Raw genomic sequence first — 26,806 nt, 5'->3', positions numbered from 1 at the left:
CTATTACCGGCAGCGATGCCGGTTGCGGCCTCTCCAGCACTTCTGGCCCTCGACTCACGTCTGTTCGATCGCCCGGTCGAGATCCGCGATCACGTCGTCGACGTCTTCGATGCCGACCGAGAGGCGCACCAGATCGTCGGTGACGCCGCCGGCGAGTTTCTCCTCCTCGGTGAGTTGCTGGTGGGTGGTGCTCGCGGGGTGGATGATCAGCGTCTTCGCGTCGCCGACGTTCGCCAGCAGGCTCGTGAGGTCGACCTCGTTACAGACCGTTTCGGCCGCGTCGTAGCCGCCCTTGAGGCCGAAGGTAATCATGCCGCCGTAGCCGCCCTCCAGATACTCCGCGGCGTTCTCGTGGGTCTCGTGGCTCTCGAGGCCGGGGTAGTTGACCCACTCGACGTCGGGATGGTCCTCTAAGTACTCCGCGACGACCATCGCGTTGTCGCAGTGTTTCTCCATCCGCAGAGGCAGCGACTCGAGTTTCTGCAGGGTGGTCCAGGCGTCGAAGGGGGCCTGCTGGTTGCCCAGGTCGCGCAGGCCGCGGGTGCGGGCGACGACCGAGAAGGCCATCTCGCCGAACGTCTCGTGGAAGTTGACGCCGTGGTAGGCCGGGTTCGGCTCGGTGATCTCGGGATAATCGCCCTCGTCCCACGGGAATGAGCCGCCGTCGACTAAGATGCCGCCGACGGTCGAGCCCGCGCCGTGGAGCCACTTCGTCGTCGAGTTCCAGACCAGGTCAGCGCCGTGCTCGAGGGGCCGGCACAGGTACGGCGTCGCGAAGGTGTTGTCGACGAACAGTGGCACGTCGTGGTCGTGGGCGATGTCCGCGATCCGCTCGATGTCCGGCGTCACGAGCGCCGGATTGCCGATCGTCTCGAGGTGGACGAACGCGGTGTCGTCGTCGATGGCCTCCGCGTAGGCGTCGTAGTCGAGCGTGTCGACGAATTTGGTCTCGATGCCACGCTTCTCGACGGTGTGAGTGAGGTAGGTGTAGGTCCCGCCGTACAGCGACGACGAGGAGACGATGTTGTCGCCCACCTCCGCGAGGATGAACGTCGCGAGGTCGAACGCGGCCATCCCCGAGGACGTGGCGAGCGCGCCGACGCCGCCCTCGAGGGTCGCGATGCGCTCCTCTAGCATCGCGTTCGTCGGGTTCATGATCCGCGAGTAGATGTTCCCGGTCTCCTCGAGGCCGAACAGGGCGGCGGCGTGGTCGGTGTCCTCGAACTCGTAGGAGGTGGTCTGATACAGCGGCGGTGCGCGGGCTCCCGTGGTCGGATCGGGTTCCTGCCCGGCGTGGACGCTGTTCGTGGCAAAGCGGTGCTCGTCCGAGTCTGAATCGTCGCTCATACCAGCGTCGTTGCATCGGCCCCTCGTAAAACCACTAGACGAACCCCCTCGAATCGTCCCTCGCTACGTCCGGACGCCATCACCGGCGGAGACGGGCTCGAGACTCACGATCAGAGCTCGAGCACGCTGCTAACTCGGAGGCTTTCGAGCACCAGCCAGCCGACGAAGGCCGCGTACAGCCCGAGTAACGTCCACGCCTCGCCGCGTGAGAGACGCATTTCGGTCCGTGAGATGCCGAAAAACACGATCGTCGCCAGCACCAGAAAACTCATCATCGGGACGATATGGGCGAAGGTTACCGTCAGCGAGCCGGCGACGAGGACGCCGGCGGGCACACAGACGAGCAGATCGAAGGTGTTGCTCCCGAGGACGTTCGCAAGCGTCACCGTCGGGCGACCAGCCCGTGCGGCCGCGATGCTGACGAACGCGTCAGGCAGACTCGAGCCGGCTGCCACGACGGTCATCCCCCAGAGGAACGACGGGGTGCCAAACGCGTCCCCGAGGCCGACCGCCGCCCGGACGAGGGCCTCGACGCCGACGACGATCACGACGAGGCCGACGCCGAAGCGGAGCCAGGCTCGTGCCGTATCGACCGACGTGTCCCCCGTTCGTCCCTCGTCGGCGGTGTCGAGGTACTGGGTGAAGACGTAGAGGCCGTACAGCGCGACGGGAAACGCCGCGAGTGGGCGCGAGACGTCGCCTCGAACGAGGCTGTCAGCCGCGGTGACCGGATTGTAGATGACCGCGAGCGAAAACGTCAACAGCAGCGACGCGACCGCGAGCATGTAAAACAGCGCCTCCTTGTAGACCAGTTCGCGCGTCGTATCGATGCCGCCGCCGAGCACCACAGCGAGGCCCGGAATCGCCAGCAGATTGAACACCGCCGAGCCGACGATCGCGCCGACGCCGAGTTCGAACGCGCCGTGGACCAGCGTCGCGAGCAACACGCTCACCAGTTCGGGCATGCTCGAGCCGACGGCGGCGATCACGGCACCCTGGACGACCGCCGGCAGGCCGTAGCTATCTGCGAGGTCGTTCGCTGCGTCCTCGAGCCGGGCGCTTCCGTACCAGAGGACCCCGGTTCCGGCGGCCGCCAGGCCGAGCAGTCCGACGATTTCGATCATCCCGATCGGTCGGTGTCGGTTTCCATACCGCTCGTTCGCCGCCGTGCGGGGTAAAGCCACAGTCTGACCGAACGACGCGGTCAGCGTGACCGCGCGAGCAGGGCGACCGCGATGGTGGCCAACGCGGCGAGCGCGCTTCCGACCGCGAAGCCGGGGACCGAATCGGACGGCGTGGCCGACTCGTTGGCGCTCGGTCCCCCATTGGTCCCCGCGCTTTCGGCCGCGGACGAGCCATTGCCGGCGACGGTGAGCGACCCCGCCTCGAGCGACGGGTCGACGCGGCTGCCGTCGTCAGCGTCGGCCTGAACGGCCGTGACGCGCAGGTCCGTCTCGCCGGCCGCGGTGGCGGTGACAGTGACGTGCGCCAGCGTGACGTTCGTCGCCCCGGGCGCGATGTCGTCGTTGAGATCGACCGCCTCGAGGGTGACGGTCCGGCCGTCGGCGGTCACGACCGGGTCGGTCGTCATGCCGTACTGGGCCGGATAGCTGGCGTTCGAAACTGTTGCGACGCCGTCGTCCGCGAACGCGAGGGTGACCTGGTAGCCGGCGAGACCCTTGGGGACCTCGGTGAGTTCGATCCGGTGCGTGCCGGTTCCGTTCGGTGCGACCGTGTCGTTCGAGACGACGATCGTGCTTTCGGCCGGTGTGCCAGTCGCCGCCGGGCCGGTGCTCGCGGGTGCACCGATATCGGCACCCGCGACGCCGACCGCGGGACCGAGTGTCAGTCCAATCGCGAGGCAGACGACGAATCCCAGCGCGAACCGCGTCCGGAGCGAACCGCCCGTCCGCGGACGGCTCCTGCTCCGCGATCCGCCCGTGTCGCCGTCTCGGCCCCCGCCCGCGAGCGCTGCCGACTTCGCGTCCGTCTCGGAGCTTGACATCACAGCTCGCCGTAGAGGTCGGCGACGTCGTCGTAGTCGATCTTTCCGTTTTTGTTGAAGTCAAACGCCGACTCGTTGAGTTGGACGGCGTCGGTCTCGAGGTTCTCGAACAGCAGGGTGACGTCCTCGTAATCGAGTCGACCGTTGCCGTTGACGTCCTCGAACTGGCCGTCGTCGTCGAGGTCGGTCGGAGCCTGTTCTGATCCCTCGCCGACCGGCGGCGGACCGACGACCGCGACCCCCGGACGGGGCTGGGTGTCGATCGCCAGTCCGTCGTCGTCGTCCAGCGAGTGGACCTCGATCGTGAGATCGGTCGTCCCGGTTCCGACACCCTCGAGGGAGAGCGTCGCGAGCGTGACGTCCTCGAGCGTCGCGCCGATTTCGTCCTCGAGGTCGGCGAATCGGAACTCGACGCTCGAGCCGTCGTCGGCGAACGACGGGTCGGCAGTGAGTTCGAGCGCGTCGCGATAACTGGCGTCGGTGATCTCGGCGACGTCCGGGTGATCGACGGAGACGGTGACCCGACCGCCCGCGAGGCCGTCGGGAATCGACGACAGCGTCAGGTCCACGTCGCCGGTCGTGCCGTGGCTGAGGGCGATCGAGTCGGTACGGAGAACGGCCGGCGGCTCGTAGACCCACAGCGCGTCGTTTTGGTACGTGCGGCCGAAGGTTCCTTTATCCTCACAGAGGAGCACCCGGCCGTCGTCTAACACCAGCACGTTGTCGACGTTGATGAGCGACTCGTCGAGGACCGACTGGGGATCGCTCTCGTTCGGTCCGACGACGACCGGTTCGAGCCGGGAGACGTTGTAATCGGCCTCGAGTTCGGCCCGGAAGAGGACGCCGGTTTGTACCTCGTCGAATCGGATATCACCGTGTTCGTCGGTCAGAGAGCCGCCGAGCGAGGAGATGCCGAAGTAGATGAAGTCGCCGGGCTCGGCCTCGTCGTGGGAATCGATTCCTTCGGCCTTGTTGAACTCGATGCTGGCACCGATCTCCTTGGCCGCGGCGCGGGTCTCGAGGAAGGGGACGCGACGGAGTTCCTCGTCGACGCCGTCGGGGCCGCGTTCCTCGTATTGGGCGGCCCACTCGACGATTTCCTCGTCGGTGATGTAGTCCTGATTGCCGTTGATCGCGACCTCCTCGTCCGCTTCACTCAGGGCCTGCTCGAGGTCGTCGGCCCAGTCGGTCTCGGCGTGGGTCTCGAGGTAGTCGACCTGCGTGACGTCGTCGTAGTCGGCGATCCAGGACTCGACTTCGGCGTTGCTCGCGGTGCCCATCGGGAGCCACTCGATAGCGAGATCGGTCTCGGCGACCGGCCCGTCGCCGATCTCGGTGGCCGTCATCGCATAGAGAGTGCCGCGGACGTCCATGCGGTCGTCGTACTCCGGCATCGGCTCCTCGGCGACGAACTTGTAGATGCCCTTCGCACCGCCGTCGGAGGCGAGGTAGACCGTCCGTTCGTCGGGTAACACTTCGGGACACTCCCACGCGGCGCGACCGAAGACGTGGTGTTTGACCGGCGTCGGCACGTCGGCGGTCGGCTCGGTGACTTCGACGATCTTGCCGTACCGGTAGCGGTTCGGAAACGCCTCGTCGCCGATGGGACGGGGCGTGTTCACGGTCTCGGTGCCGTCCTCGCCGTCGACCTCGCTCTGATCGATCGGCTCTGCACCGAGGTGATAGGCGTGTTTCTCGGTGTTCCGGTTGTTGTGCAGCCCCATCGGGTACGCGGATTCGTCGCCGAAGATTTCCGTGAGCGAGGCATCGACCTCGAGGATGTTGGGTCGGTTCCAGAACTCGCTGCCGCCGCGGAGGCCGACGCCGCTTCCCTGCTCGACGATGTCGCTGACCGTCGCGAGCCCATTGACCCGCGGGTGACCGTACTCCTCTTCGGCCGACAGGGGCGTCTCCCACGGGCTGAGGTCGCCGTAACAGTTGACTTTCGTCCCGCCGATCGCGCGGAACGGTTCGGTGTTCTCGAGTTCCATCGCGTTCTCGAGGTCGGCCTGTAAGTAGCCGTCTTCGTCCCGGTAGAGGGGGGTTCGCGTGATTCCGCCCGGTCGGATCTCGTTGTTGGTAAAGAGATAGCCCTCTACTCCCTCCTCGTCCGTCGAGACGAAGAAGTTCATGTCGGCCTGGTCGCCGATCCCCTCGTACGCGTCTTCGGCGATTTCAACGAGTTCCCTCCCGTCCGGCGTCTGCGGATGACCGAACCGTTCGGTTCCGCCGTTGATCTCGTCGCCCGACTGCACGAGGAGTCGGTACTCGCCGGCCGCCGAGAGGACCTGTTGCTCTTCGCGATCGGTTCGCGGCGGCTCGAGGTCATCGAACTCGTCGTTCTTGCCGTTGAACGTAAACCGGAAGTCGTCGAAGATGCCGACTCCGCCCGTGTTAAACGGCTCGAGATTGTCGGTATGGGGGCCCTGAAGACTGTAGAGGAGTTCTCCCGTGTCGAAGACGAACGGGCCGGTCACTTCGGCACCGAACGCCGTCGTCGAGAACCGATCGATGTTCCCCTTGACGTACGGCGCCTCGAGCGTGTCGTGTTCCTCGGGATCGGTAGCTGCTCCCGCGAGGCCGGCCGTCCCCGCACCGACTGCCGCTGCCGCTGACGATGCTATCAGCGTCCGCCTAGTGAATTCGACCATGCAAGCCGAGAAACCTACGATTAACTAATTAGTATTTATAATACAAGTCTGTATGAAAATGTAGATACTATAGGGTAACAGTCGGTGACGTAGTGGACAGAGGACTCTGACGTCTATAGATCGATATCCAGTTTGCGAGACGGATACGTAGCCGACGGCGGACCCATCCGGGAGACCGACCGTCCGGTCCGGCGGAGACGCAATTCGAAACCGCGAGCGGAAATCGACCCCTTTCCGAGCTGACGGTCACGGGATCACGCGATCATCACAGTCTTGTGCAGAACGCAGCCCCGCGACACGCAGACCGAAAGCCTGCACGACGGCGGTTCGAACGGTCACGGCGGGACGGCGATAGGACGGAGTGGGCGGGGACGGAAACGGGGTGTGAAAAACGAGACGTACCGATGGCGGAAACGGCCGGAGCGGCCGTCAGTCGAGTCCCTGCGCCGTTACTTCGGTCCGGATCTCTTCGGCGCGGTCGCGGACCCACGTGAGATAGCGATCGATCTCGGTCGGCGTCGACCCGTAGAAGGAAGCGACCCAGTCGCGGTCGGCCCACGGCAGCGTCATGAGGTAGGCGGCGAGGGTGTCCTTGCCGGCCTGGACGACCTCCGGGGGAACACCGCGCTCACCGGTGCCGTCCTCGACGAAGCCGTTGACGTCGAAGTAGACGTCGGCGTACAGACGGGCGTCCTCGAGAGTGTCGAACGCGATGTCGGTATGCTCGGGCGCGTCGAACCGGTAGCGCTCGTCGGTGTCGTCGTCGACGATGCGGACATCGAGAACGTACTCCTCGACGACTCGACCGGTGGGTTCGGGGGCGGGATCGGACGTGGACATCTCCGTGAATCCACTCGAGTACGAAACGGTATTGAACGTTGATATGATGCCTATTGTGCGCTCGTGAGCGGTCGATAGCGCTACCGGAAGGCGATCGCGACCGAGCCGAGTCGGCGTCGTGCCCGGGTCGCCGATCTCTGTCTCGCTTTCGGGCCGCCGTCGTCGGTCCGGTCGCCCGGAACGCCGAATGACCGTTCTGGTCGGCCGCGATCGGCTCCGAATCGACGGCCTCCGTGGCACGCTGGCCGCGGCCTCCCGCGACGGCGCGGCTACTCGAGCAGCGACTCGCCGGTCATCTCCGGCGGCTGGGCGAGGTCGATGACCTCGAGCAGCGTGGGCGCGATATCGGCGAGCGTGCCGCCCTCGCGGACGGTTCGGCCGCCGTCAGTCCCGTCCGAAGCACGGTAAATCAGCGGCACGTCGTTGTACGTGTGTGCCGTGTGAGGCTCGTCTTCGGTGCCCATATCGTCGGCGTTGCCGTGGTCGGCGGTGATCAGAACGTGCGCGCCGGCGGCCTCGAGCGCCTCGACGAGCCGCCCCAGTTGCTCATCGACGGCCTCGACGGCTTCGATCGCGGCCTCGTAGTCGCCGGTGTGGCCGACCATGTCCGGGTTGGCGTAGTTGAGGACGAGCACATCCGGATCGTCGGCCTCGACGATCCCGGTCGCGGTGTCCGTGACCTCGGGCGCGCTCATCTCGGGCTGCTGGTCGTAGGTCGGCACGTCGGGACTCTCGACGATCTCGCGGGTCTCGCCGTCGAACTCGACCTCGCGGCCACCGTTTAAGAAGTAGGTGACGTGGGCGTACTTCTCGGATTCGGCGATCCGCAACTGGGTCTTGCCCGCGTCGGCCAGCACCTCGCCCAGCACCTGTTCGGGCTGGGTCGGTGGGTAGGCGACCGGGAGGTCGAACGTCTCGTCGTACTGCGTCATCATCACGACCTCGGCGTCCGGCGGGGTCGTCTCGAACTCGTCCCCCCAGTCTTCGGGCCGAATATCGGCCAGCAGTCTGGTGAGCTGCCGAGCGCGGTCAGAACGGAAGTTAAACCAGACCACCGAATCGCCATCCTCGAGCGCGGGCCCGCCCTGCTCACGGCTTCGCCGTTCGCCGTCCGAGGCGCGTAGCGCCTCGCTCTCTATCACTGTGGGCTCGACGAACTCGTCGGTCACGTCGCGGTCGTAGGATGCTTCGACCGCCTCGACGGCCGACTCGGCCGTCCAGTCGGCCTCGCGGTTTGCGATCGCGTCGTAGGCCCGCTTTGTCCGCTCCCAGTTTTGATCCCGGTCCATCGCGTAGTATCGGCCGGTGACCGTCGCCACGTCGCCGGTCCCGTGCTCGGCGATCACGTCCTCGAGCGTCGAGAGATAGTCGCGGCCGCCGGTCGGCGAGGTGTCACGGCCGTCGGTGATCGCGTGCGTGACCGCCTCCACGCCGCGGTCGGCCGCCAGTTCGATCAGTGCGTGGAGGTGCGCCTGATCGGAGTGAACGCCGCCGTCGCTGACCAGTCCGAGGAAGTGGACGCGCCCGTCGTTTTCGCGTGCACGGTCGAACGCCCGGTTGATCGCGTCGTTCTCCCGGAAGGAGCCGTCGGCAATGGAGTCCGAGATGCGGGTGTATTCCTGATAGACGACGCGGCCGGCCCCGATGTTCAGGTGGCCGACCTCGCTGTTGCCCATCTGTCCCTCGGGGAGGCCGACGCGCCGGCCCGCCACCTCGAGCGTACCGTACGCGCCGGATTCCGCGAGCCGGTCGAAGGTCGGTGTCTCGGCCGCCGCGACCGCGTCCCTGCCGCCGTCACCGAGTCCCCAGCCGTCGAGGACGATCAGCGCAGCTTCCATACCGAATCGGAAACGAGCGCGTCGTAACTAGCTGTCGTTGTTCGTCACGAGCGGCCACTCCCGACCGCGATCGCCGGAACATGAAACCAATCGGTCAGGTTGCGTCGGCCGCTCGAGAAATGAACTGCGATTCGAGACCGAGACCGGACGGGACCTCGAGTCGTCAGTCGTCGCGGCGGTGGTCGAACGTCGCGCCGCAGTCGCCACAGACGGTGCCGCTACCGGGTTTGCTTCGCTGTGCGGAGACCGCGCCACAGTCGTCACAGACCATGAAGAGTCGCTTTTCCGGAGCCACGCCCGCCTCGAATTCGGCGCGGATCCAGGCGTCTGCATTCCCCTCCTCGTAGAGGGTGACGCCGGAACTGTGCTGTCGCCAGTTGACCGCGGTGTCGTCGGCCGCGACGGCCCGCGTGTCTCGCTCGGACATCGAGATATCGTCCCCTTCGAGCGTCCATATTTACGTTTTCTGATACATATTTACACGCCCTCGAGTTAACGAGCGATTACGCGGCGACCACTGGCTTTTTGCGGGTCGGGTGGGTGCCACCCGTCATGACGCTCGACCCGGTCCACTTCGACGGGATCGCGGCTCTCGCGGGGCGGATCGACCACGGCGCGGACGAGCGCGACCGCCGAGCCTTCGCCGAGACCGTCTGGGAGTCGTTTCTCGATCCGCTGTATCACGACGGGCGGACGGTCCTCGAGTCGGTCGACGAGCGAGCGCGACGGTTCGTCGACTGCGAGGCGGTCGCGTTGCGCGACCGCGAGTTCCCGACCGAACACGGCCTCGACGCGGGGACGATCAACCCGACGACGTTCAAAAACGGGCTCGTCATCGACATCGCACAGGCGGCGATGAGCGCGACGCCGAGCGATCTCGACCTCCACCGATCGCGGACGACCGTGATGACGGTCCACTCGAGCGACGAGACGATGACCGTCGACGAGACGTGGCGGAAGTTCGACGGCGGATACAGCCGGAGCCGCGCGGTCAAGATTCCGCCGCTGCCCCGGTTCGCCGAGGGCGTCGTCCACGCGCTGGCGCTGTATCTCGCCGAGAGCACGCACGCCCGTGACCACGCCGAGGCGGTCTCCGACCTGCTCGTCCTCGATGGCCCGCTGTACCCGCGGGGTCTCCTTCGCTGGGCCGACCAACACCCCGATCTCGCCGATTTCCTGCTCGACGACCCGCGGCCGACGACGGTCCTCGAGAACTACGTTCGCCTCGTCGAGGCGTTCGTCGACCGCGACGTGCCGCTCGTCGGCTTCGTCAAAAATCCCGCGACGCGGGTCCTGACGCGGACGCTCAAATCGAACCGCGACGTCGACGTCAGCATCCCGTGGAGCGACGACGCGGCGCTGTTTACCCGCCTGCTCGAGCGCGGCGAGTACGTCGACGACGTCGACGGCGACCGCTGGGAGCGCGATACGTCGGCGCTTTCCTACACGAACTGGTTCGTCTCGCGCGGCGGCGTCGACCGACCGCTGTCGGCCGAGGGAGACGCACTCGGCGTCGACCGGCGGCTCGAGCGCGCGGCCTACGAGGTCACCTTCTTCGTCATTTACGACCCGCGCGACGACCTGCTGTACCGCGTCGAGGCCCCCTACGCGTTCACGAAGGACCCCGACACGCGCGAGCGCCTGACGATGCAGTTGCTCCAAGACGTCGCCGTCGCCCACGGCCCGCCGACGATCGTCGACAAGGCCGACGAACTCGCCCGGATTAGCAACGCCGAGAAGGCCTCGCTGCGCGAGACGCTCGAGGATCGCTTCGACACGTCGCGGGATCGGACCTACGACGATCACCGGTGGGACGAACAGCCCTACTGAACGGTATCACCGTCGTTTCGTGGGAATCGGTTTCGAGACGCCAAGAGAAGCGATCTCCGACTCACTCCCCCCGCACCAACGACCGGAATCAGGCGTCGTTCCTCTCGACCTCGAGATCGACGTCGCCAGGATTGACCCCAATCCGGGCGAACTGCGTCCGGACGTGTTCCTCGGCCCCCTCGAGGGCCTGTTCGCGCGTATCGAAGCCGCGAGGCATGGGCGACTCGAACGCGAGGTTGACCTCGCGGCCGTCGACGCGCTGGGTCGATCCCCCGCTGTCGACCTCGTAGAACTCGTCGCAGACCCAGACGTACGCGGCGTCTTCGTCGGGCGCGCCGCTGAACGAGGGGGCTCGCTCACCCCGCTCGTACAGCGTCCCCGTGAGTTCCGTTCCGCCGGCCCGGCCGCATACCAGAAGCATACGTCCCTGTACGGCCCGCGGACGCAAAAACACCGTGGCGTCGCCCGTATAACTGCTCTCGCGGACGAAGCGATGGCCCGTCGTGACGGTCTGTCCCTCGAGCGACCGTAAGAGACGGATACGGCGCAGTAATACGATCTATCCACCAGTCGGTGACGGTTCAGACGATGATAGTCTCACGAGGTTGTTACAGACATATTTCCAGCGGCAATATCCGCTATCTGCCGTTCTCGCGGCTCTCAACCGGTTACTCACGGGTTACGAGAGTAAACAACTACTACCCGCCCAAATCGTTTTGGAAATGGGCTTATCCCCTATGCAAGGGTTTGAATGAACAATGAGTTCGGACGCTCACCTCGACGGCGATGGCACGCCCGATCCACTCGCGAACGTCCCGACGGAGTGCTACGAGATCCTCCGTCACCCACGACGGCTTCGCCTCCTCGAGATCCTCGGTACTCGAGGCACGCAGCTCTCGCTTTCTGAGCTGACGACGGAGCTGCTCGAGCGGACGGCAACCGACCGGCCGCGACGCGACGTTCGAATCAGCCTCGTCCACAGCCACCTGCCCCGGCTCGAGGACCACGGCATCGTCGACTGGGACGACGACGGCGTCGCGCTCGTCGATGAACCGCCGGTCCATCCCACCGACATCGCCGTGCTCTTGGACCTCTGTGAGACCGAGCGCGCCGAACGGCTGCTCGAGACGCTCGTCGACCCCGTTCGGATGCGGCTCCTCGCCGTGCTCGAGGACGACGACCAGCCGCTGTCGGTCGACCGACTCGCGGCCGAACTGACCGCGCTCGAGGGCGGACCGCTCTCGAACCCCGATCGCGCGAAGGTCGCGCTCCTCCACTCTCATCTCCCCGCGATGACCGACACCGGCATCCTCGAGTACGATTCCGAATCGGGCCTGGTGTCCCAGCGCGACCACGTCGTCTCGCTCGTCCAGTAATCACCGCTGCCGTCGAATCGTCCGTTCGAGGACGCGTCCAGCGAACCAGCCGTCGGTTCCCGTTCGACGCCGGTCGCGTCCGCTCGTCTCTCCCCGCACCGTTCCGTCGGCGATCGCAAAACGGTAAGTCTCGTCCGGTTCGTATTCGGAGACGACTGACGATGCATCTCAGGTCCGACGGCCGTGACGACCGGGCCGACGCCGCGCCGAGTGACGCCCGCGTCGGAGCCGTGGTCACCGCCGTCGCCGTACTGGTCGCCGTTTCGATGGTGGGTGCCGCGGGATCGGCCGCCGCGATCGACCAGGTCGCGATCGTCTCGCCCGACCGGGGACAGCTCTCGGCCGCGCCCGGCGAAACGATCGAGATCGACGTCACCCTCCAGAGCAGCGGCGGCCACGGCGGCGAGGGCGTCAGCGACGTGACGCTGGTCGCCCAGTACAACCCCGAATACATCGAAATAACCGACCTCGAGCGCGGCCCCTGGCTCGAGGGCGACGGTACCGAGGTCCGGACTGCGGCGGCGGTCGCGCACGAGCAGGGAACGGCCGTCCTCGAGCAACGGCGCGTCCCGGCCGCCGGAGGAACTTCCGGTAACGGTACGATCGCGACGCTGACCGTCCAGGTCGCCGCGGACGCGCCGGCCGGCGTGACGACGATCTCGTTCGCCGAGAGCGACGTCGGACTGACCGGCGACTGGCCGATGGCCGTCGTCGACGAGTCCGCCACCGTCGCGATCGACGGTGGGAGCGAGCCGCTCGCGTCGTTCGACCATCCCGACCCCGACGAACTGGATCTCGCGCTCGAGCCGAACGCGTCGAGGACGGCGAACGGTTCCGATGGGGCAGACGGCGAAGCGTCCGGGTCCGGCGTCGAGACGCCGGTTCCCGGTTTCACGATCGGGGCGGCGCTGGTGGCCGTCGTGTTCGCGGCAGGCGCGCTATGGGTCGGTCGGGACGGTCGTCGCAGGTAAACAGTCCGGCCCACTGGAGGGAAACGCGTTTTAGGGGCGGGCCAGATGGAGTCCGTATGACCGATCTGGGCGACTTCGGCGAGTTCAACGCCGACGCCGACTCCGACGACGGCGCGGCGACCGGTTCGTCGCCGTCGTCTTCGGGATCTGACGGACCGGAGAGCGCAAACGCGAGCGCGACGACCGACGGGACGACGACCGAGTTCGAATCGACGTCGGTCGAGCCCCGCGGGGAAGACGTCGGTATCGGCGCGATCTGCGTCTCTCAGGGATTGCGCGTCGCAGAAGACGGCGAGGACACCACGCTGCGGGCGTACGTCACCCGCGGCAACCGCTCGTCGATCCGCATCGGGAGCTATCTGCTCGCGCCCTACCCCGACGGCGAGACGCTGTTCTGTCGGATTACGGGACTCGAGTACGCCCAGCAGTATCACGCAGACGACGCGACGGAGATCCACGCGCGGCGGGCGATGCGCACCGACGAAATCGACGAATCGGATTACAAGTTCGTCGCCGAACTCGAGCCGGTCGCGGTCCTCTACGACGATGACGGCGAACTCAAGCGGCGGATGACCGACCGCGTGCCGAAACCCCAGACGGTGGTCCGGCAGGCCGACGACACTGAGGAGATCAAGACCGGATTGAAGATGCCCGACGACGGCGTCTTTCTGGGCCACCTCTCGGTCGGCGGCGAGAAGGTCCGCACCGCCGCGTCGCCGCCGACGATCGACTACCGACTGAAAGACAACTACGACGCGGGGGATCCGCTGGTCTTCCGGCACACGCTCGTCGCCGGCGGGACGGGGTCGGGCAAGACCCACGGCGCGAAGAACATCCTGCGCCAGTATCTCGACGACGACCGGACGTACCCGATGGACGACGGTCGCGAGGTCACCCCCGCCGTCGTCCAGTTCGATCCGCAAGACGAGTACGCCCAGATGCACGACGACAACCCCGAACTGGACGACGACTTCGCGCGCCGGCTCGAGCGCGAGGGGATCGCCTACGGCGGTCACGACGATACGACCGCGTTCGTCCCGAAGATTGGATCGGCCTCGTACGCGGCGGGCCACCACCGCGCCGAGCAGGTCGAGTTCACGATTCCCTTCTCGATGGTCCACGACAACCCGTGGTTGGTCGCGGGCAGCGGGCTGAACGACAACCAGTATGGCGCGCTCGTCAGCGTCTTGCTGCCGCGATTCCGGAAACAGTACGGTTCGGCGGGGACCTACGAGGAGTTCACGACGTTCCTCGACGATCCCGCCTTGCGCGAGGAACTCGACGAGTCCGGGCGGGTCCACGAGGCGACCTTCGACGCCGTCCGACGGCGCGTGCTCGGCTTCGATCACGTCTTCGATCAGGACGCCCGGCCGATCACGGACCTCGTCCACGAATTCGTCCGCCCCGGCGGGCTCACCGTGGTCCCGACCTACCACATCAACGATAGCCGGGCGACCGAGGCCGTCGTCCTCGCGGTCTCGTCGCTCATCATCGACCAGAAGCTCTCGAACGACCCCGACTACGACCGGATCAAGGAGACCCCGCTCGTGCTGGGCATGGACGAGGCCCACAACTTCCTGACCGACGCCGACTCGGTGCAGGCCGGCAAGGTCATTACAAAGTTCACCGAGGCCGCCAAACAGGGCCGCAAGGAACGACTCGGCCTCTTCCTCATCACGCAGGACCCCCAGGACATCCACGACGCCGTCTTCAAACAGATCAACACCACCGTCGTCCTCAACCTCGGCGACGAAGACGCCATCAAGAGTGTCAACATCCCGAGTAATCTCGAGTCGAAGGTTCCCTACATGGAGAAGGGCCAGATGGTCGTCTACTCGCCGGACAACTCCGAGCCGGTCGAGTTGATCGGACTTCCGACGTGTCTGACCCGACACGGCCGGGACTGACTCGCGACTCGAGAGGCGGACGGTCGCCCGTGGGACGCAGGTCACCCCTGCCCGACCATCGACTCCTCGTCTTCCCACTCCCGCTCCCGCAGTTCGTACTTCTGGAGCTTACCCGTCGCCGTTTTCGGGAGCGTCTCGACGAACTCGACGCGGTGGACGACCTTGTAGGACGCGAGCCGCTCGCGGGTGAATTCGGTCAGTTCCTCCCCGGAGACGGGCGGGTTCTGCGAATCGCCGGAAGACGGCACGACGAACGCCTTCGGCGTCTCGCCCCACTGCTCGCTGGGGGAGGGAATCACCGCCACGTCGGAGACCGCCGGGTGGTCGAACAGGGTGTCCTCGAGTTCGATGGTCGAGATGTTCTCCCCGCCGGAGACGATGATGTCCTTCTCGCGGTCCTGGATGGCGATCATCCCGTTCTCGTCGACGACGGCCAGGTCGCCAGTATGGAACCAGCCCTCGCGTTTGTCGTCGAAGGCCGCCTCGGTCTCCGCGGGCTTTTCCCAGTACCCCTCCATGATCTGGTTGCCCCGGACGAGGATCTCGCCGATCGTCTCGTCGTCCCACGGGACCGCCTCGCCGTCGTCGTCGACGACTTCGACCTCGGTGGCCAGCGGGGCGATCCCTTGGCGCTTTTTCAGCGCAAAGCGGCTGTCGCTGTCCTCGTCGATCAGCCGCCGGGTCGCGGACGTGCCGATGAGCGGCCCCGTCTCGGTCGCGCCGTACAGTTGGCGGAAGTGCCAGCCGAACGTCTCTTCGACCGTCTCGATGACGCTCTCCGGTGGTGCGGCCCCGGCCGCGGTGACGCGCATCGGGGCGTCGCCCTCGGTCGCGACGTCGTGTTCCTCGTAATAGTCGCCGAGCATGCTGAGGACCGTCGGCGCACAGCAGAGGAAGGAGACGTCCTCCGCGGTGATCCGCCGGAAGATCTCCCCCGCGTCGACGCCGCGCGTACAGACGTGTTTCGCGCCCATCCCCGTGATGGCGTAGATGTGGCCCCAGCCGTTGACGTGGAACATCGGCAGCGTCCAGAGGTAGACGTCGTCGTCGCGGATCTCGTGGTGGATCGTCACGAGCTGGGCGTGTAGCGACTCGGTCCGGTGGGTTCGCATGACGCCTTTCGGATCGCCGGTGGTCCCCGAGGTGTAGTTGATCGTGATGACGTCGTCCTCGCTCATCTCGGGCCGGTCGTAGGTCGGCTCGAGGCCGTCGATGAGCGCTTCGTAGTCCGCCCATTGCCCGTCGACGGCGTCAGCGTCGGTTGCGACGAACGTCTCCGTCGGCACGTCGTCGCGGATCGCGTCGATCTTCTCGGCGTACTCGTCGTCTGCGATGATGGCCTTCGCGCCGGCGTCGGTGAGCAGGTACTCGTAGTCCTCGGGGGTCAGCCGATAGTTCAGCGGCGTGTGGACGGCCCCGAGTTGCATGATCGCGTAGGCCGCCTCGAGGTGATAGTGCGTGTTCGGATCGAGCACCGCCACGCGGTCCCCTTTCTCGATCCCGTGCTCTTGTAAGACCGTCGAGAGCCGGTCGACCCGGTCGCCGAATTCGTCGTAGGTGAACCGCTCGCCCGTCGTCGCGACGACCGCCTCCTCGTCGCCGTAGTATTTGCGCGCCCGATCGAGAAAGTCGGTCACCAGCAGTGGCACTTCCATACGCATGGATCTCAAACATTGTTCATGATATTCTTTCCGGGACGGTGCGTCCCGTCCGATCAATTCCGTCACGGGTCGCTATTGTAGCGACTGCCGCACATGGGCCGCGACCGGAGCGATCGTACTCCGGGAGATCCGTTCGAGAAACGTGGCCGCTGAAGTAGTCCTTCGCCGTCAACCCACCAGCCGCCGTCGCGCCGACTTACTGTGCGAGATAGCCGCCTTCGACGGGTAACGTGGCCCCGGTCACTCGAGACGAGAGATCCGACCCGAGGAAGAGAATAGCATTTGCGATCTCCTGTGGATCCGCGAGACCGGGCATCGGCTCAGTGTCCTCGAACTGGGCTTCCATTTCGGGGTGTTCGTCGATCGTTCGCTCGATCATGTCCGTGCGGACGATCCCCGGCGCGACGGCGTTGGCGCGGATGCCCTCCTCGGCGTACTCGATGGCCGCGTACTTCGTGAGGTGGCTAACGGCCGCTTTTGCCGCTCCGTAGCCGCTGTACTGTGGAACCGCGACCTCGCCGCCGATCGAAGAGGCGCTGATAATCGAACCGCCGCCGTCGGCTTGCATCGCGTCGATGCCGTATTTCATGCCGTACCAGACGCCTTTCAGGTTCACCTCGAGGACTTGCTCGAAGGCGTCGGTATCGTACTCGTCGAGTCGCGCAACCGGACCCTCGATGGCCGCGTTGTTATACAGGATATCGAGGCCACCGTATTCGCTGACCGCGGTCTCGATCATCGCTTTGGCGTCGTCGGAATCCGAAACGTCCGTCTGAACGAACGTCGCTTCGCCACCGTCGGCCGTAATCTCGTCGACCGTCTCGGCACCCGCATCGGCGTCTACGTCGGCGATGACGACGGATGCGCCGTGCTCGGCGAACGTCTTCGCCGTTGTTTGCCCGATTCCGGACGCTGCTCCCGTAACGACCGCAACTTGATCCGCTACTAACTCCATCACGCGACGCTTCCCCGCGTTCGTTAAAATAGACACTGGTTTAGATGGTCCCATTCGTCCGAAAAAGCTATGAAAATCGGAACGAATTACACGTTGGTACCAAGGAATAATCATTGTTCTGTTCCTTCATTGGACGCACGAATTATCATATTCGGTACTCGGGAATCGGAAAGTATTACAGAGACTGGACAGCCACGGTCACGTAATGGCGTATTACGAATCGCCCGCGCTAACGGTGACATGGGATGGGGAACTTGGGGCAGTAACATTGAACTGGCACGACTTCGCACACAGCGACCAGTATCGCGAGGGGCTAAATCAGGGACTGGAACTCGTAAGGGAGAAAAACGCCAGAAACTGGCTCGCTGACCTCCGCGATCTCGGGACCGTCAGGCAAGACGATCAGCAGTGGACACACGAGGAGTGGCATCCGAGAGCGTTCGAGACATCCCTCTCGAACATGGCCATCATCCAGCCCGAAAGCGTCATCACGAACCTTTCGGTCGATGACCTCGTCCAGGAGGTCGGCTCGAACGTCACGTCACGCATGTTCGATAACAGGCCCGACGCCGAAGCCTGGCTTCGCGAGCAACGGCAGAGTCACCAGCGGACGCAACTGGGCGATTCCAATCAGGAGCGAGAGCACGAGCAGTCATCGAGCGAGACACTCCGCGACAACTATCGAGAGTAGCGAGCGGATTTGCACGCCGACTCGCACAACGCCGGGCCGAGAAACTCGATGACTGCGTCGGCGACCGCCGGGTGCTGGTTGCGAAAGGAGTGGTCGCTCGGAAGCGCCGTGACGACGGCACCGTGCTCGGTCGCGCGGTCGACGACCGGCTCCCACTCGGCCGTCGTGTCTCGTTCGCCGTAGAGCACCTGTAGTGGACACGCGATATCGGCGACCGCCTCGAGCGCATCGAGACTCTCTCCGAGTTGCGCCGTCGGTGCGAGGACGGCGACGGCGTCGGGATCGGTGTCGGCCGACACGAGCAAGGCGAGCGTCGCGCCAAAACTGTAGCCGAAGACGCCGACGGGGAGGCCGTCGTACTCCTCGCGCGCCCACCAGACGGCGTTGCGAACGTCTGCGCGCTCGCCGTGGCCGTCGTCCCACGTGCCGTAATCGAAGCGCAGGCAGGCGATGCCGACCGCGCTGAGCGCGTCACTGACGGCGACGAGGCGAGGGTCGCTGCGCGAACCGCCGTGTCGGGGATGGGGCGGGCAGGCGACGACGATCGCCCGCGGATCGTCGGTCGGTTCCTCGAGGGTGCCCCGAACGTCACGACCGCCAGGGATCAGAACGTCGCGCATGGCAGGTCGTTTCGGACCGGTGCCAATCAATCCTCGGCGTCGAGGGCCGCGGATGCGAGCCCGTCAAGGGCGGCGTCGCGGGACGGGAACGACTCGCGCGAGCGACGCTGCTCGTACTCTCCGAGGGCGACGTAGCCGACGAAGCCGGCGAGGTAGGCCACCACGCCGAGCGTCTGGGTGCCGATCTCGAGGACCGAGCCGGCCCCGCCATATCGGATGGCCGCGGCGACGAGCGCGAGGCCGACGGCGATGCCGAGGCCGCCCGGTCGGGACTCGTAGCGGTCCCGTTGCAACACCGCCGCCCGGACCCACCAGCCGACTGCGAGCGCGACGCCGGCGGCCAGCAGGAGCGCGACGGTGGCGCGGGAAGCGACGATCGGTCCGAAGAAAGCGACGCTGCCGCCGACGCAGGTCCCGAACGCGCCGCGTTGCAACGCGGCGATCCCCTCACCGTTTCCGGTCGCCGACCGGTAGCCGTCCGTCGCGCTCTCGACTGTGACTGCTTCGCCGTCGTCCTCGTCCGGACTCGAGCCCCGGTCGGCCCGGTCGACGTGGGCAACGCGTTGGCCGGCCGTGATGTACGTGCGGCCGTCGTCCGGGGCGTCCTCGAGCAGTTCGCCGATCGATTCGTCCCCGGTGTGCTCTGGGTCGTCCGCGTTCGCGCTGGGCCACGCCGCGTCGACGGTGCCGAAGCCGATCGGGAGCCCCGCCGCGAGTTCGAACCGGGGGTGGTCCTGCAGTTGGAAGTGGAGGTGTGGCTCCGAGGAGTTCCCGGAGTGGCCACAGCGCCCGATCTCCTGCCCGCGCTCGACGCGGTCGCCGGGGGCAACCGACACGCTGCCGGGAACCAGATGGGCGAGACAGCTGTACTCGTCGGGAGCGTGCTGGATCACGGCGTAACAGCCGCGGATGTCCCGCTTGAGCGGATGGGAGAGCCCGCCGCCGCGCGGCGACTCGAAGTCGGTGTCGAAGACGTCGACCACGACGCCGTCGGCGGGGGCCAGAATCGGTTCGTCGTAGCAGTAATAGGAGTCCACTGCGGACCCGGAGCCGGCGGGGGACGTGCGTCCGTCCGCGTCGGTGAGCACGAAGTCGTAGGCGTATCGCTGGGTCACCGGGAACCACGAGTGGGAGTAGTCGTGGTCGTAGCTGCCGTTGACGACGGTCCAAGTGCCGTCGAACGGCAATCGATAGGAGGTCTGTTGGTCGTAGCTTCCGGCGTCCGGGAACCTCCCGCGGTGGCGGACAAACGCGACGCCGGTGCCGAGCCACTGGGCGAAGTCCTGTGCCAGCATCAGCGGGTTGACGAACGTCAGCGGCATCGTGAGGAACCACGCCGCGTACTCCCGCCAGTTGCCCATGTGGATCCAGTCGGTCGGCTCCTCTCGTTCCTCGTCGGCTCCGCGTCGCAACGCCAGGTCCAGCAACGGCGAGACGAACGGCCAGAGGAGAAAGAAGAAGAAGACCTCGAAGATCTCGAGGGCGGCAAGCGAGTCAAAGAGGTAGCTCGGAATCGCCAGCAGACCCAACAGGGTCAGATACATCGGCTCGAACGACCGCAGCCGACGCCGAAGCCGAGTGGCGAGCGTGGCCGATTCGGTGGTGTGTATCCGTTCGGTCATCGACGTAACGATGGAGCCGAGAATACGTAATCGCTTTGTGAAGTGGAATTCATGAGTCGTAGTAGCATGGTCCTATCACTGCGTGTGAGTCCGGAACGACCGGTGCGGCGTCGAGACGACGATCGGCTATGACGGACGGCGAATCGGCGGCTGCGGTTCGGGACGCGTTCTCCCTGCTCGGTCACGAGATCCGCCTCGAGATCCTGCTCGCCTTGCTCGAGGACTGGCACGCGGTCTACACGGAGCCGCGGTCGTATGCGGAGCTGATGGACGCGGTCGGCATGCGCGACAGCGGGAAGTTCAACTATCACCTCGACAAGCTTCGGGGCGTCTACGTTCGGGAGGTCGAGGGCGGCTACGTGCCGACGGCGGCCGTGACGGCGCTGTACCGGGCCGTGCTGGCTCATCGGCCGGCCGAACGACCTGCGGACGCGCGGACGCCGTCCGATCCGACGCCGATCGACTCGCGGTGTCCCCGCTGCGACGCGGAGGCGGTGCTGCGATACGAACGAGGGTTCGTCACCGTCGCGTGTTCGGCCTGCGAGGAGTGGCCCGGCTTCACGTATCCGTTCCCGAAAAACGGGTTCGCGGGACGGAGCGCGGACGCCGTCGCGCGCGAGACCGCGCGCCGCGCCCGGTTCCACGTCGGACTGGCTCGGACCGGCCAGTGTCCCTTCTGTGCGGGGACGACGACCGTCGATCCCCGCCTCGAGGACGGGGCGGACATCGTCGAGATTTCCTGTGACACCTGCACGTTCCTCGTCGGCGTCGACCCGCTCTCGCCGCTGCTTCGGGACGGTCGCGTCGCCGCGGCGCTCACCGACATCGGTGTCGACCTCGAGCGGCCGGACTGGGAACGCCCCGCGCCGACGACGCGAGTCGAGTCGTCGGATCCGGTTCGAATCGCGCTCGCGGTCGAGGGCGATACCGGAACGGCGACGATCGTCGTCGACGACTCGCTCACCGTCCGATCGATCGACGTCGAGCGGTAGCCGACCCGCGCGTTCTCCGTCCGCCTTCGATAGCCGTTGATCGGACTGGCCGGTCGACGGCACGCGGTCACTGCAGCGTGAGTGTCGTCGCATACTGACTGTTGCCGAAGTGATGTTTTTAAGGCCGGAGATCCATACGTTGCGAGTATGGGCATCCTCTCTCGGACTTCCTACGTCATCCGGTCGAAGCTCAACTCGGTGCTCAACCGGGCCGAAGATCCGACCGAAACGCTGGACTACTCCTACGAGCAGATGCGAGACCAGCTCCAGCAGGTTAAACGCGGCATCGCCGACCTTACCACGCAGAAAAAGCGCCTCGAGATGCAAAAGCGCCGCCTCGAGGAGAACGTCGAGAAGCACAACGATCAGGCTCGCACGGCGGTCGAGCAAGACCGGGAGGATCTGGCGCGGCGCGCCCTCGAAAAGAAGAAGACGAAGATGAACCAGATTGAGGATCTAGAGCGCCAGATCTCCGATCTACAGGGCCAACAGGACAAGCTCATCAAACAGAAAGACGAGCTCCAGACCCGCATCGAGGAGTTCCGCACGAAAAAGGAGACGATGAAGGCACGCTACGAGGCGGCCGAGGCCAGTTCGACGGTCTCGGAGGCGATGACCGCCACCGGCGAGGAGTTCGAGGACGTCGGTCGCGCCATCGAGCGCGCCGAAGAACAGACCGAAGACATGGAGGCACGCTCCGCCGCGATGGACGAACTCCACGAGTCGGGCGCGTTCGACGACGTCATGTCCGACAAGGACAATATCGACCGCGAACTCGAGCAACTCGAGACTGACAGCGGCGTCGAGGCCGAACTCGAGACGCTCAAGTCCGATGTCGGCGCGGGCGAGACCGAATCTGGGGCCGACTCCGAGACGGAGACCGACGCCGCGGCCGACGTCAACGAGGACGAACTCACGGAGCTCGAGACCGACGATCAGGAGGATGTCGAGGCCGAACTCGCGGAGTTACGGGACGAGGAGAACGCGTAACCTGCCGTCGGACGCACGGCGGACGGGGTCCGGCGAATCCGCGTCGCCGTCGGTCGAGCCTCGGTGCTGAGTGTGGCTCTCGAGCCGTCACGTGCGCTTATTGTCCCCGTCGGTGTAGCCGGGAGAAACGGTTACTATTGGCTGTGAAATATTCACACACATGGGTGAGACAGCTGCGTTCGATTCCATCTCGCTGACCGCTCAGGTGGTCCTCCTGGGCGTCGCCGACCTCGCCGCCGACGGCGAAACGCCGATCCAGACGCACACCGTTCGACGACACTGCACGCGACGCCTCGAGAACGCGGACACGGCGGTCGTCGGGACGATCACCGAGGCGGACGTCATTCGGTCGCTGTACCGACTCGAGGATGTAGGGCTTGTCGAGGAACACGAGCCGTCGTCGGTGTCCCCGATCGGCAAGGGACGGCCGGCGTACTCGCTGGCCGTGAGCGTCGACGCGGTGTACGACGGGGTCGACGACTCGCTGCTCGAGGGGGCGGCCGACTGAGTCGCGGACCGACGCGGGCGACGGCCACAGCGCCCGTTCTGCCGGTCACGTCGGCGTTCCCAGAACCGTGATATCGTAGCTCGCGACGTCCGACGGGGATTCGAGGACGATGACCTGGAACGCCCACATCGAACCGGCGTTCAGATCCCCGGTGCTGGCAAGATATCGGCCGAGGAGGACGTCCGAGTCGTCGTAGACTCTCGTTCGCACTTCGACGATCTGGATCCGGCTACTACCGCTGTTTTCGACGGTTCCCTGGATGGTCGAGCCGAGATAACCGTCTTTGACGACGAACTCGTGGTCGGTCACCGCGAGGGCGTTCAGCGGTGTCACCGACGTGCTCGATTGTTGGTCGGCGAGCGCCGCCGCTGCGGCCATCTCGGTCGCCGATCGGCTGGCGTTACCGCTGGTGTTTATCTCGCCGACGACACCGTTTTCGTAGGTCGGCTCGCCGCCGATGCCGCCGCTGCCGGTACAGCCGGCGGCCACGGCTGCGATCCCCGTACCGAGCGACGCGAGGACGCGTCGTCGACTCGTCGGCCCCGATCGGGTCATCGTCGCCGGACTCGCGTCCGCAACCAGTTACCGTTACCGAACATATCTCGTACCGACGAGACGGACGTATTTCAGTGCCGCCCCTGAAGGGGCAGCGACCGGTTCGGTCGCCGTCTCGACGGGTCGTGACGCGACCGGGGTTCGGGTGTCGGTCGACCCGCCACGACTTCGGCTGTTGCCACCTGGCCGTAGACGTGTGCAACGCAGTCCCTTATTGCCGGGTCGATGGAACGTATCGGTATGGGCTCCTCGGAGAGCGACGAGACGCTCGAGACCTACGGGGCCGAGATCGGCGCGGGGTCGCGGGTTCGAGAGTGGATGCTAATCGAGGGCGATCGGGTGTTGATCGCGGTCGTCCTCTCGATCGCCGTTTTCTTCCTGTTGCTCTTCTTTCACGGGGTCGGCATCGTCTCGTTCGTTAACCCGAACTCCGTGACGCGGGTAGCGAGTGGCATGATCGCGGGGACGTTCTCGCTCGTGACGCTCGTCGTTTCGATCAACCAGCTGATCCTCTCACAGGAGTTCGCATCGGCCGGCAAGGCACAGGAGCGACTCGAGGCGGTCGTGGAATTTCGCGACGATATCGCCGACGAGACCGATGTCTCCGCAAGTCCGGTCTCACCGACGAGACTCCTCGAGTTACTGCTCGCGTCGATTTCCCAGGACGCCGACGCGCTCGCCGACGCCGTCAGCGACCACGACGAGGAGGTGCGGCGATCGATCGTTCGGTACGCCAACACCGTACGGGCAGAGACCAACCGAGTTGATGAGACCCTCGAGCACACGTCCTTCGGAACGTTCAGGGCCGTGTTCGCGGCGACCACCTACGACGAAGACTGGCAGTTGTACGTCGGGACGCACTTCCGAAACGCGTACGAGGACTCGCTGTCGCCGACCGCGATCGACCGTCTCGAGGACTTACTCGAGTCGCTGAAGCTGTTTCACATCGCCGGCGAGCAGTTCAAGACGACGTACTTGCAGCGGGAGCTGACCAGATTCTCGCAGTTGACGGTCTACGCGGGGGTTCCGTCGATCCTGTCTGCGATTTTCATCGGGCTCCTGTACGCCGATATCACCGGCCCGAGCATCAACATCGCGGCGCTTCCCTACGTCGTCATCGGATTGATCGTCGTCGTCCTCTCGCCGCTGGCCCTCCTCGTGTCGTTCATCCTTCGGACCACGACGATCACGCGCCGAACGGCGTCGACCGGGCCGATGCTACCTCAGAAGGGGCCCGAAGAGGGACCGTTCGACGTGAGCTACGGCGACGACTGGTAGCCGCTCTCCACCGAGGCGACGACCGGCCTGTGTGGCCGTGACTGACCCGTTTTATGCCTACTGGCGGCAGTGCCTCGTGGAGCGTCCGTCGAACGGATCGACTTGATCGAACGCGTACTCGTCGCGGATCGCCGTTGCGTCCGAATCGACTCATTGGTATGGCGGCGACCGCTATCGACGGCCGTGATCGTCGTCATCTGCGGGCCACCGGGCGCGGGTAAGACCACCCTCGCAACCCGCGTTCGTGATCGACTCGAGCGACGTGGCCGCGCCGTCCGGCTATTTCACTCCGATGCGTTCTCGAGTCGCACCTACGACCAGTTGGCCGAGCGAGTCGCCGACGCACCGGCGACGGCCGTCAAGTTGGTCGACGGCACGTTCTACCGCGGCGAGTGGCAGACCAGATTCCGAACGCTCGGCGACGTCCGATTCGTCCGCGTGACCGCGAGCCTCGAGACCTGCCTCGAGCGCAATCGACAGCGCACCGACTCGATCAGCGAACAGGGCGTGCACGTCGTCTACCGGGAGTTCGAGGCACCCGACGCCGACCTGGTGATCGACACCGACCGCCGTGAGCCGGCGACGGCGGCCGATCGCGTCGTGACCGCGATCGAGACGTGGCTCGAGTGAGGGTGTACCAGCAGACAACGGCCGGCGCGTGCCGCCGGCCATCCAAGAGCCGCGTTCGCCCGTCGCGTTGTCACCCGCATTTTCATTACAGAGAATATCGTCCCTCCGGCCATGGATCTCAGAAACTGGCTGCACTGTCCGGCGTGTTCCGAAGACAACACGGTGAGCGTCCTCGCTCACGACACGGACATCGTTCTCGAGTGTTACGAGTGCGGCCACATAGCCGAGTTCACCGTCGGACAGGACGTTCCGTTTCAGGACCTAACCGGCGACTTACCTGAGGGTGTCGCCGACGACGGTCGTTCCGAGTGATCGCCCGCCCGATCATGGGGCGATCCATCGGGTTTCGCGCCGCTCAGTAGGTGATAGCGGTCGGCAATCGCTCAGTAGATAACAGCGATCGGTAATCGCACTGATGTTCCCGACCGAACAGGTCCGAAAACGGCCTCGGAGCGGATCTCCACCTATCATCGTCGGTGACAGGCGACGAGTCCCGTCGTGGTTGGGCCGTAACGGGACTCGTCACTCGCCCACTATCAGATGGATTGCTAAATAATTGTGTGATGATTCGAGTGACAACACAATTTAGACTCGTTATTTTAGTTTAAAACACTGTCAGTGAAAATAGAAAAGATGAATCCTTTTCCATCTCCGAATCCTATCTCGGGTGTTCGAATATGTTCGTGGTTGGGCCATGACACCGGATGAAACAATTCAGGAGGCGATCGATCTGTTACAGGACCTTGGGCTTCAAGAGTACGAAGCGCGCTGTTTTGTGGCGTTAAATCAGCTTCCTGACGGGACGGCAAAGGAAATCCACGAAATATCCGAGGTCCCGCGAACGAGGGTGTACGACGCGGTCCGCGTTCTCGAGTCCGAGGGGTTGATAGAGGTACAGCACTCGAACCCGCAGCTGTATCGCGCCGTCGACATCGACGAGGCGACACGGTCGTTGCAACAGAAGTACACCGATCGGATCGACACTCTCGAGACCCATCTGAAAAACGCGGACGTTCACGAGTCCGAGGAGAACGATCGCGTGCAGGAAGTCTGGTCGCTGTCCGGTAACGAGGCGATCGAGTCGCGCACGCTCGAGTTGATCGATAGTGCGGAGTCCGAGATCGCGCTCGTCGTCGTCGACGAGTCGATGCTGTCCGAGACGTTGTTCGACGCGTTAGAGCGGGCGGTCGAGAACGGTCGCTCTGTCTTGCTCGGCGGCAAGACCGACGCGATCACGGACCGACTCAGAACGGAACTGCCGACGGTTCGCGTGTTCAAGACGAGTCTCGATTGGCTCACCGGCGTTGCGGACGGTGACGAAGTCGCCGTCAGCCGCATTCTGCTCGTCGACCGCGAACGGCTTCTGATCGGGACGTACTATCCGGACGGCGGCGACGAGCGGAGAGAGAGTGCCGTCTTCGCCAGCGGCCTCGAAAACGGCCTCGTCGTCTTGCTTCGTCGACTGATCACGACGGGGCTCCCGGCCGTCGACGATCCGGTGGACTGACCGGCATCCGTCTCTCGGCGGCAGTTCGACGA

25 protein-coding genes are annotated in these 26,806 nt (G+C 65.4%); 12 read left to right on the top strand and 13 right to left on the bottom strand.

Annotated features, from left to right (window positions below; genetic code table 11):
- Positions 1 to 54 precede the first annotated feature (54 nt).
- From ACJ70B_RS05160 to ACJ70B_RS05130, 7 genes are all read right to left on the bottom strand, one after another.
- A complete protein-coding gene (locus ACJ70B_RS05160) occupies positions 55 to 1,347 on the bottom strand; it encodes an O-acetylhomoserine aminocarboxypropyltransferase/cysteine synthase family protein (RefSeq protein ID WP_408959344.1) in 1,293 nt (430 codons plus the stop codon).
- Positions 1,348 to 1,457: 110 nt separating this feature from the next.
- On the bottom strand, positions 1,458 to 2,471 hold the full coding sequence (locus ACJ70B_RS05155) for a sodium:calcium antiporter (RefSeq protein WP_408959343.1): 1,014 nt from the start codon (positions 2,469 to 2,471) through the stop codon (positions 1,458 to 1,460).
- A gap of 80 nt (positions 2,472 to 2,551) precedes the next feature.
- Positions 2,552 to 3,352 carry a hypothetical protein gene (locus ACJ70B_RS05150; RefSeq protein WP_408959342.1) on the bottom strand — a complete coding sequence of 267 codons (801 nt, stop codon included), beginning with the start codon at positions 3,350 to 3,352 and terminating at the stop codon, positions 2,552 to 2,554.
- A complete protein-coding gene (locus ACJ70B_RS05145; RefSeq protein ID WP_408959341.1) occupies positions 3,352 to 6,003 on the bottom strand; it encodes an alkaline phosphatase PhoX in 2,652 nt (883 codons plus the stop codon). Before ACJ70B_RS05145 ends, ACJ70B_RS05150 begins: the two co-directional genes overlap by 1 nt.
- A gap of 429 nt (positions 6,004 to 6,432) precedes the next feature.
- Complete coding sequence (locus tag ACJ70B_RS05140; protein WP_408959340.1) at positions 6,433 to 6,843, bottom strand: hypothetical protein; 411 nt, start codon at positions 6,841 to 6,843, stop codon at positions 6,433 to 6,435.
- 269 nt (positions 6,844 to 7,112) lie between these two features.
- Complete coding sequence (gpmI, locus tag ACJ70B_RS05135) at positions 7,113 to 8,681, bottom strand: 2,3-bisphosphoglycerate-independent phosphoglycerate mutase (protein ID WP_408959339.1); 1,569 nt, start codon at positions 8,679 to 8,681, stop codon at positions 7,113 to 7,115.
- A gap of 163 nt (positions 8,682 to 8,844) precedes the next feature.
- A complete protein-coding gene (locus tag ACJ70B_RS05130; RefSeq protein WP_408959338.1) occupies positions 8,845 to 9,108 on the bottom strand; it encodes a hypothetical protein in 264 nt (87 codons plus the stop codon).
- A 125-nt stretch (positions 9,109 to 9,233) separates the two neighbouring features.
- On the opposite strand from ACJ70B_RS05130, the gene ACJ70B_RS05125 reads away from it, so the two are divergent.
- A complete protein-coding gene (locus tag ACJ70B_RS05125; protein ID WP_408959337.1) occupies positions 9,234 to 10,511 on the top strand; it encodes a DNA double-strand break repair nuclease NurA in 1,278 nt (425 codons plus the stop codon).
- 88 nt (positions 10,512 to 10,599) lie between these two features.
- Here the strand turns inward: ACJ70B_RS05125 and ACJ70B_RS05120 are convergent, their stop codons facing one another.
- Positions 10,600 to 10,932 carry a hypothetical protein gene (locus ACJ70B_RS05120; protein WP_408959336.1) on the bottom strand — a complete coding sequence of 111 codons (333 nt, stop codon included), beginning with the start codon at positions 10,930 to 10,932 and terminating at the stop codon, positions 10,600 to 10,602.
- Positions 10,933 to 11,269: 337 nt separating this feature from the next.
- Here ACJ70B_RS05120 and ACJ70B_RS05115 point away from each other — a divergent pair, with 337 nt between their 5' ends.
- From ACJ70B_RS05115 to ACJ70B_RS05105, 3 genes are all read left to right on the top strand, one after another.
- Entirely contained in the window at positions 11,270 to 11,887 is a 618-nt protein-coding gene (locus tag ACJ70B_RS05115) for an ArsR family transcriptional regulator (RefSeq protein WP_408959335.1), read from the top strand.
- 161 nt (positions 11,888 to 12,048) lie between these two features.
- Positions 12,049 to 12,858: a cohesin domain-containing protein gene (locus tag ACJ70B_RS05110; protein ID WP_408959334.1), complete on the top strand. Its 810-nt coding sequence runs from the start codon at positions 12,049 to 12,051 to the stop codon at positions 12,856 to 12,858.
- A 56-nt stretch (positions 12,859 to 12,914) separates the two neighbouring features.
- Positions 12,915 to 14,765, top strand: a complete 1,851-nt coding sequence (locus tag ACJ70B_RS05105) for an ATP-binding protein (protein ID WP_408959333.1) — start codon at positions 12,915 to 12,917, stop codon at positions 14,763 to 14,765.
- Positions 14,766 to 14,806: 41 nt separating this feature from the next.
- Here ACJ70B_RS05105 and ACJ70B_RS05100 read toward each other — a convergent pair whose 3' ends face one another.
- On the bottom strand, positions 14,807 to 16,420 hold the full coding sequence (locus ACJ70B_RS05100; RefSeq protein WP_408959332.1) for a long-chain-fatty-acid--CoA ligase: 1,614 nt from the start codon (positions 16,418 to 16,420) through the stop codon (positions 14,807 to 14,809).
- A 202-nt stretch (positions 16,421 to 16,622) separates the two neighbouring features.
- Positions 16,623 to 17,381 carry an SDR family NAD(P)-dependent oxidoreductase gene (locus tag ACJ70B_RS05095; protein WP_408959331.1) on the bottom strand — a complete coding sequence of 253 codons (759 nt, stop codon included), beginning with the start codon at positions 17,379 to 17,381 and terminating at the stop codon, positions 16,623 to 16,625.
- Positions 17,382 to 17,586: 205 nt separating this feature from the next.
- On the opposite strand from ACJ70B_RS05095, the gene ACJ70B_RS05090 reads away from it, so the two are divergent.
- Positions 17,587 to 18,072 carry an STAS/SEC14 domain-containing protein gene (locus ACJ70B_RS05090; RefSeq protein WP_408959330.1) on the top strand — a complete coding sequence of 162 codons (486 nt, stop codon included), beginning with the start codon at positions 17,587 to 17,589 and terminating at the stop codon, positions 18,070 to 18,072.
- On the opposite strand, the gene ACJ70B_RS05085 is transcribed toward ACJ70B_RS05090, so the two are convergent.
- Both ACJ70B_RS05085 and ACJ70B_RS05080 read right to left on the bottom strand, forming a co-directional pair.
- Positions 18,060 to 18,692 carry an alpha/beta hydrolase gene (locus tag ACJ70B_RS05085; protein WP_408959329.1) on the bottom strand — a complete coding sequence of 211 codons (633 nt, stop codon included), beginning with the start codon at positions 18,690 to 18,692 and terminating at the stop codon, positions 18,060 to 18,062. The two genes, ACJ70B_RS05090 and ACJ70B_RS05085, sit on opposite strands and share 13 nt — an antisense overlap.
- Positions 18,693 to 18,718: 26 nt before the next feature.
- The gene (locus ACJ70B_RS05080) at positions 18,719 to 20,314 is read right to left on the bottom strand and encodes a M23 family metallopeptidase (protein WP_408959328.1); all 1,596 of its coding nucleotides are present in this window, start codon (positions 20,312 to 20,314) and stop codon (positions 18,719 to 18,721) included.
- 128 nt (positions 20,315 to 20,442) lie between these two features.
- Here ACJ70B_RS05080 and ACJ70B_RS05075 point away from each other — a divergent pair, with 128 nt between their 5' ends.
- From ACJ70B_RS05075 to ACJ70B_RS05065, 3 genes are all read left to right on the top strand, one after another.
- Positions 20,443 to 21,306, top strand: coding sequence for an ArsR/SmtB family transcription factor (locus tag ACJ70B_RS05075; protein WP_408959327.1), 864 nt, complete (start codon positions 20,443 to 20,445; stop codon positions 21,304 to 21,306).
- A gap of 147 nt (positions 21,307 to 21,453) precedes the next feature.
- Positions 21,454 to 22,296 carry a PspA/IM30 family protein gene (locus tag ACJ70B_RS05070; RefSeq protein WP_408959326.1) on the top strand — a complete coding sequence of 281 codons (843 nt, stop codon included), beginning with the start codon at positions 21,454 to 21,456 and terminating at the stop codon, positions 22,294 to 22,296.
- 160 nt (positions 22,297 to 22,456) lie between these two features.
- Entirely contained in the window at positions 22,457 to 22,804 is a 348-nt protein-coding gene (locus ACJ70B_RS05065) for a hypothetical protein (protein ID WP_408959325.1), read from the top strand.
- Between the two features lie 45 nt (positions 22,805 to 22,849).
- Here ACJ70B_RS05065 and ACJ70B_RS05060 read toward each other — a convergent pair whose 3' ends face one another.
- Positions 22,850 to 23,359, bottom strand: a complete 510-nt coding sequence (locus ACJ70B_RS05060; RefSeq protein ID WP_408959324.1) for an FxLYD domain-containing protein — start codon at positions 23,357 to 23,359, stop codon at positions 22,850 to 22,852.
- A 240-nt stretch (positions 23,360 to 23,599) separates the two neighbouring features.
- Here ACJ70B_RS05060 and ACJ70B_RS05055 point away from each other — a divergent pair, with 240 nt between their 5' ends.
- The 4 genes from ACJ70B_RS05055 to ACJ70B_RS05040 all read left to right on the top strand — a co-directional run bounded on the left by ACJ70B_RS05055 (position 23,600) and on the right by ACJ70B_RS05040 (position 26,774).
- The gene (locus tag ACJ70B_RS05055; RefSeq protein WP_408959323.1) at positions 23,600 to 24,637 is read left to right on the top strand and encodes a hypothetical protein; all 1,038 of its coding nucleotides are present in this window, start codon (positions 23,600 to 23,602) and stop codon (positions 24,635 to 24,637) included.
- A gap of 183 nt (positions 24,638 to 24,820) precedes the next feature.
- Complete coding sequence (locus ACJ70B_RS05050) at positions 24,821 to 25,267, top strand: AAA family ATPase (RefSeq protein WP_408959322.1); 447 nt, start codon at positions 24,821 to 24,823, stop codon at positions 25,265 to 25,267.
- 111 nt (positions 25,268 to 25,378) lie between these two features.
- On the top strand, positions 25,379 to 25,579 hold the full coding sequence (locus tag ACJ70B_RS05045) for a hypothetical protein (RefSeq protein WP_408959321.1): 201 nt from the start codon (positions 25,379 to 25,381) through the stop codon (positions 25,577 to 25,579).
- Positions 25,580 to 25,961: 382 nt separating this feature from the next.
- Positions 25,962 to 26,774 carry a TrmB family transcriptional regulator gene (locus tag ACJ70B_RS05040; protein ID WP_408959320.1) on the top strand — a complete coding sequence of 271 codons (813 nt, stop codon included), beginning with the start codon at positions 25,962 to 25,964 and terminating at the stop codon, positions 26,772 to 26,774.
- Positions 26,775 to 26,806 lie beyond the last annotated feature (32 nt).

This window comes from Natrinema sp. 74, assembly GCF_046097095.1.
Classification (GTDB): Archaea; Halobacteriota; Halobacteria; order Halobacteriales; family Natrialbaceae; genus Natrinema.
The sequence above is the reverse complement of the archived record's forward strand: the minus strand, read 5'-3'. Positions and strand labels throughout refer to the sequence as shown.

What these genes read in the sequence shown, in the direction of transcription:
- ACJ70B_RS05160 (WP_408959344.1), bottom strand. Translation starts at nt 1,347, where the DNA reads ATGAGCGACGATTCAGACTCGGACGAGCACCGCTTTGCCACGAACAGC.
- ACJ70B_RS05155 (WP_408959343.1), bottom strand. Translation starts at nt 2,471, where the DNA reads ATGATCGAAATCGTCGGACTGCTCGGCCTGGCGGCCGCCGGAACCGGG.
- ACJ70B_RS05150 (WP_408959342.1), bottom strand. Translation starts at nt 3,352, where the DNA reads ATGTCAAGCTCCGAGACGGACGCGAAGTCGGCAGCGCTCGCGGGCGGG.
- ACJ70B_RS05145 (WP_408959341.1), bottom strand. Translation starts at nt 6,003, where the DNA reads ATGGTCGAATTCACTAGGCGGACGCTGATAGCATCGTCAGCGGCAGCG.
- ACJ70B_RS05140 (WP_408959340.1), bottom strand. Translation starts at nt 6,843, where the DNA reads ATGTCCACGTCCGATCCCGCCCCCGAACCCACCGGTCGAGTCGTCGAG.
- gpmI (WP_408959339.1), bottom strand. Translation starts at nt 8,681, where the DNA reads ATGGAAGCTGCGCTGATCGTCCTCGACGGCTGGGGACTCGGTGACGGC.
- ACJ70B_RS05130 (WP_408959338.1), bottom strand. Translation starts at nt 9,108, where the DNA reads ATGTCCGAGCGAGACACGCGGGCCGTCGCGGCCGACGACACCGCGGTC.
- ACJ70B_RS05125 (WP_408959337.1), top strand. Translation starts at nt 9,234, where the DNA reads ATGACGCTCGACCCGGTCCACTTCGACGGGATCGCGGCTCTCGCGGGG.
- ACJ70B_RS05120 (WP_408959336.1), bottom strand. Translation starts at nt 10,932, where the DNA reads ATGCTTCTGGTATGCGGCCGGGCCGGCGGAACGGAACTCACGGGGACG.
- ACJ70B_RS05115 (WP_408959335.1), top strand. Translation starts at nt 11,270, where the DNA reads ATGAGTTCGGACGCTCACCTCGACGGCGATGGCACGCCCGATCCACTC.
- ACJ70B_RS05110 (WP_408959334.1), top strand. Translation starts at nt 12,049, where the DNA reads ATGCATCTCAGGTCCGACGGCCGTGACGACCGGGCCGACGCCGCGCCG.
- ACJ70B_RS05105 (WP_408959333.1), top strand. Translation starts at nt 12,915, where the DNA reads ATGACCGATCTGGGCGACTTCGGCGAGTTCAACGCCGACGCCGACTCC.
- ACJ70B_RS05100 (WP_408959332.1), bottom strand. Translation starts at nt 16,420, where the DNA reads ATGGAAGTGCCACTGCTGGTGACCGACTTTCTCGATCGGGCGCGCAAA.
- ACJ70B_RS05095 (WP_408959331.1), bottom strand. Translation starts at nt 17,381, where the DNA reads ATGGAGTTAGTAGCGGATCAAGTTGCGGTCGTTACGGGAGCAGCGTCC.
- ACJ70B_RS05090 (WP_408959330.1), top strand. Translation starts at nt 17,587, where the DNA reads ATGGCGTATTACGAATCGCCCGCGCTAACGGTGACATGGGATGGGGAA.
- ACJ70B_RS05085 (WP_408959329.1), bottom strand. Translation starts at nt 18,692, where the DNA reads ATGCGCGACGTTCTGATCCCTGGCGGTCGTGACGTTCGGGGCACCCTC.
- ACJ70B_RS05080 (WP_408959328.1), bottom strand. Translation starts at nt 20,314, where the DNA reads ATGACCGAACGGATACACACCACCGAATCGGCCACGCTCGCCACTCGG.
- ACJ70B_RS05075 (WP_408959327.1), top strand. Translation starts at nt 20,443, where the DNA reads ATGACGGACGGCGAATCGGCGGCTGCGGTTCGGGACGCGTTCTCCCTG.
- ACJ70B_RS05070 (WP_408959326.1), top strand. Translation starts at nt 21,454, where the DNA reads ATGGGCATCCTCTCTCGGACTTCCTACGTCATCCGGTCGAAGCTCAAC.
- ACJ70B_RS05065 (WP_408959325.1), top strand. Translation starts at nt 22,457, where the DNA reads ATGGGTGAGACAGCTGCGTTCGATTCCATCTCGCTGACCGCTCAGGTG.
- ACJ70B_RS05060 (WP_408959324.1), bottom strand. Translation starts at nt 23,359, where the DNA reads ATGACCCGATCGGGGCCGACGAGTCGACGACGCGTCCTCGCGTCGCTC.
- ACJ70B_RS05055 (WP_408959323.1), top strand. Translation starts at nt 23,600, where the DNA reads ATGGGCTCCTCGGAGAGCGACGAGACGCTCGAGACCTACGGGGCCGAG.
- ACJ70B_RS05045 (WP_408959321.1), top strand. Translation starts at nt 25,379, where the DNA reads ATGGATCTCAGAAACTGGCTGCACTGTCCGGCGTGTTCCGAAGACAAC.
- ACJ70B_RS05040 (WP_408959320.1), top strand. Translation starts at nt 25,962, where the DNA reads ATGACACCGGATGAAACAATTCAGGAGGCGATCGATCTGTTACAGGAC.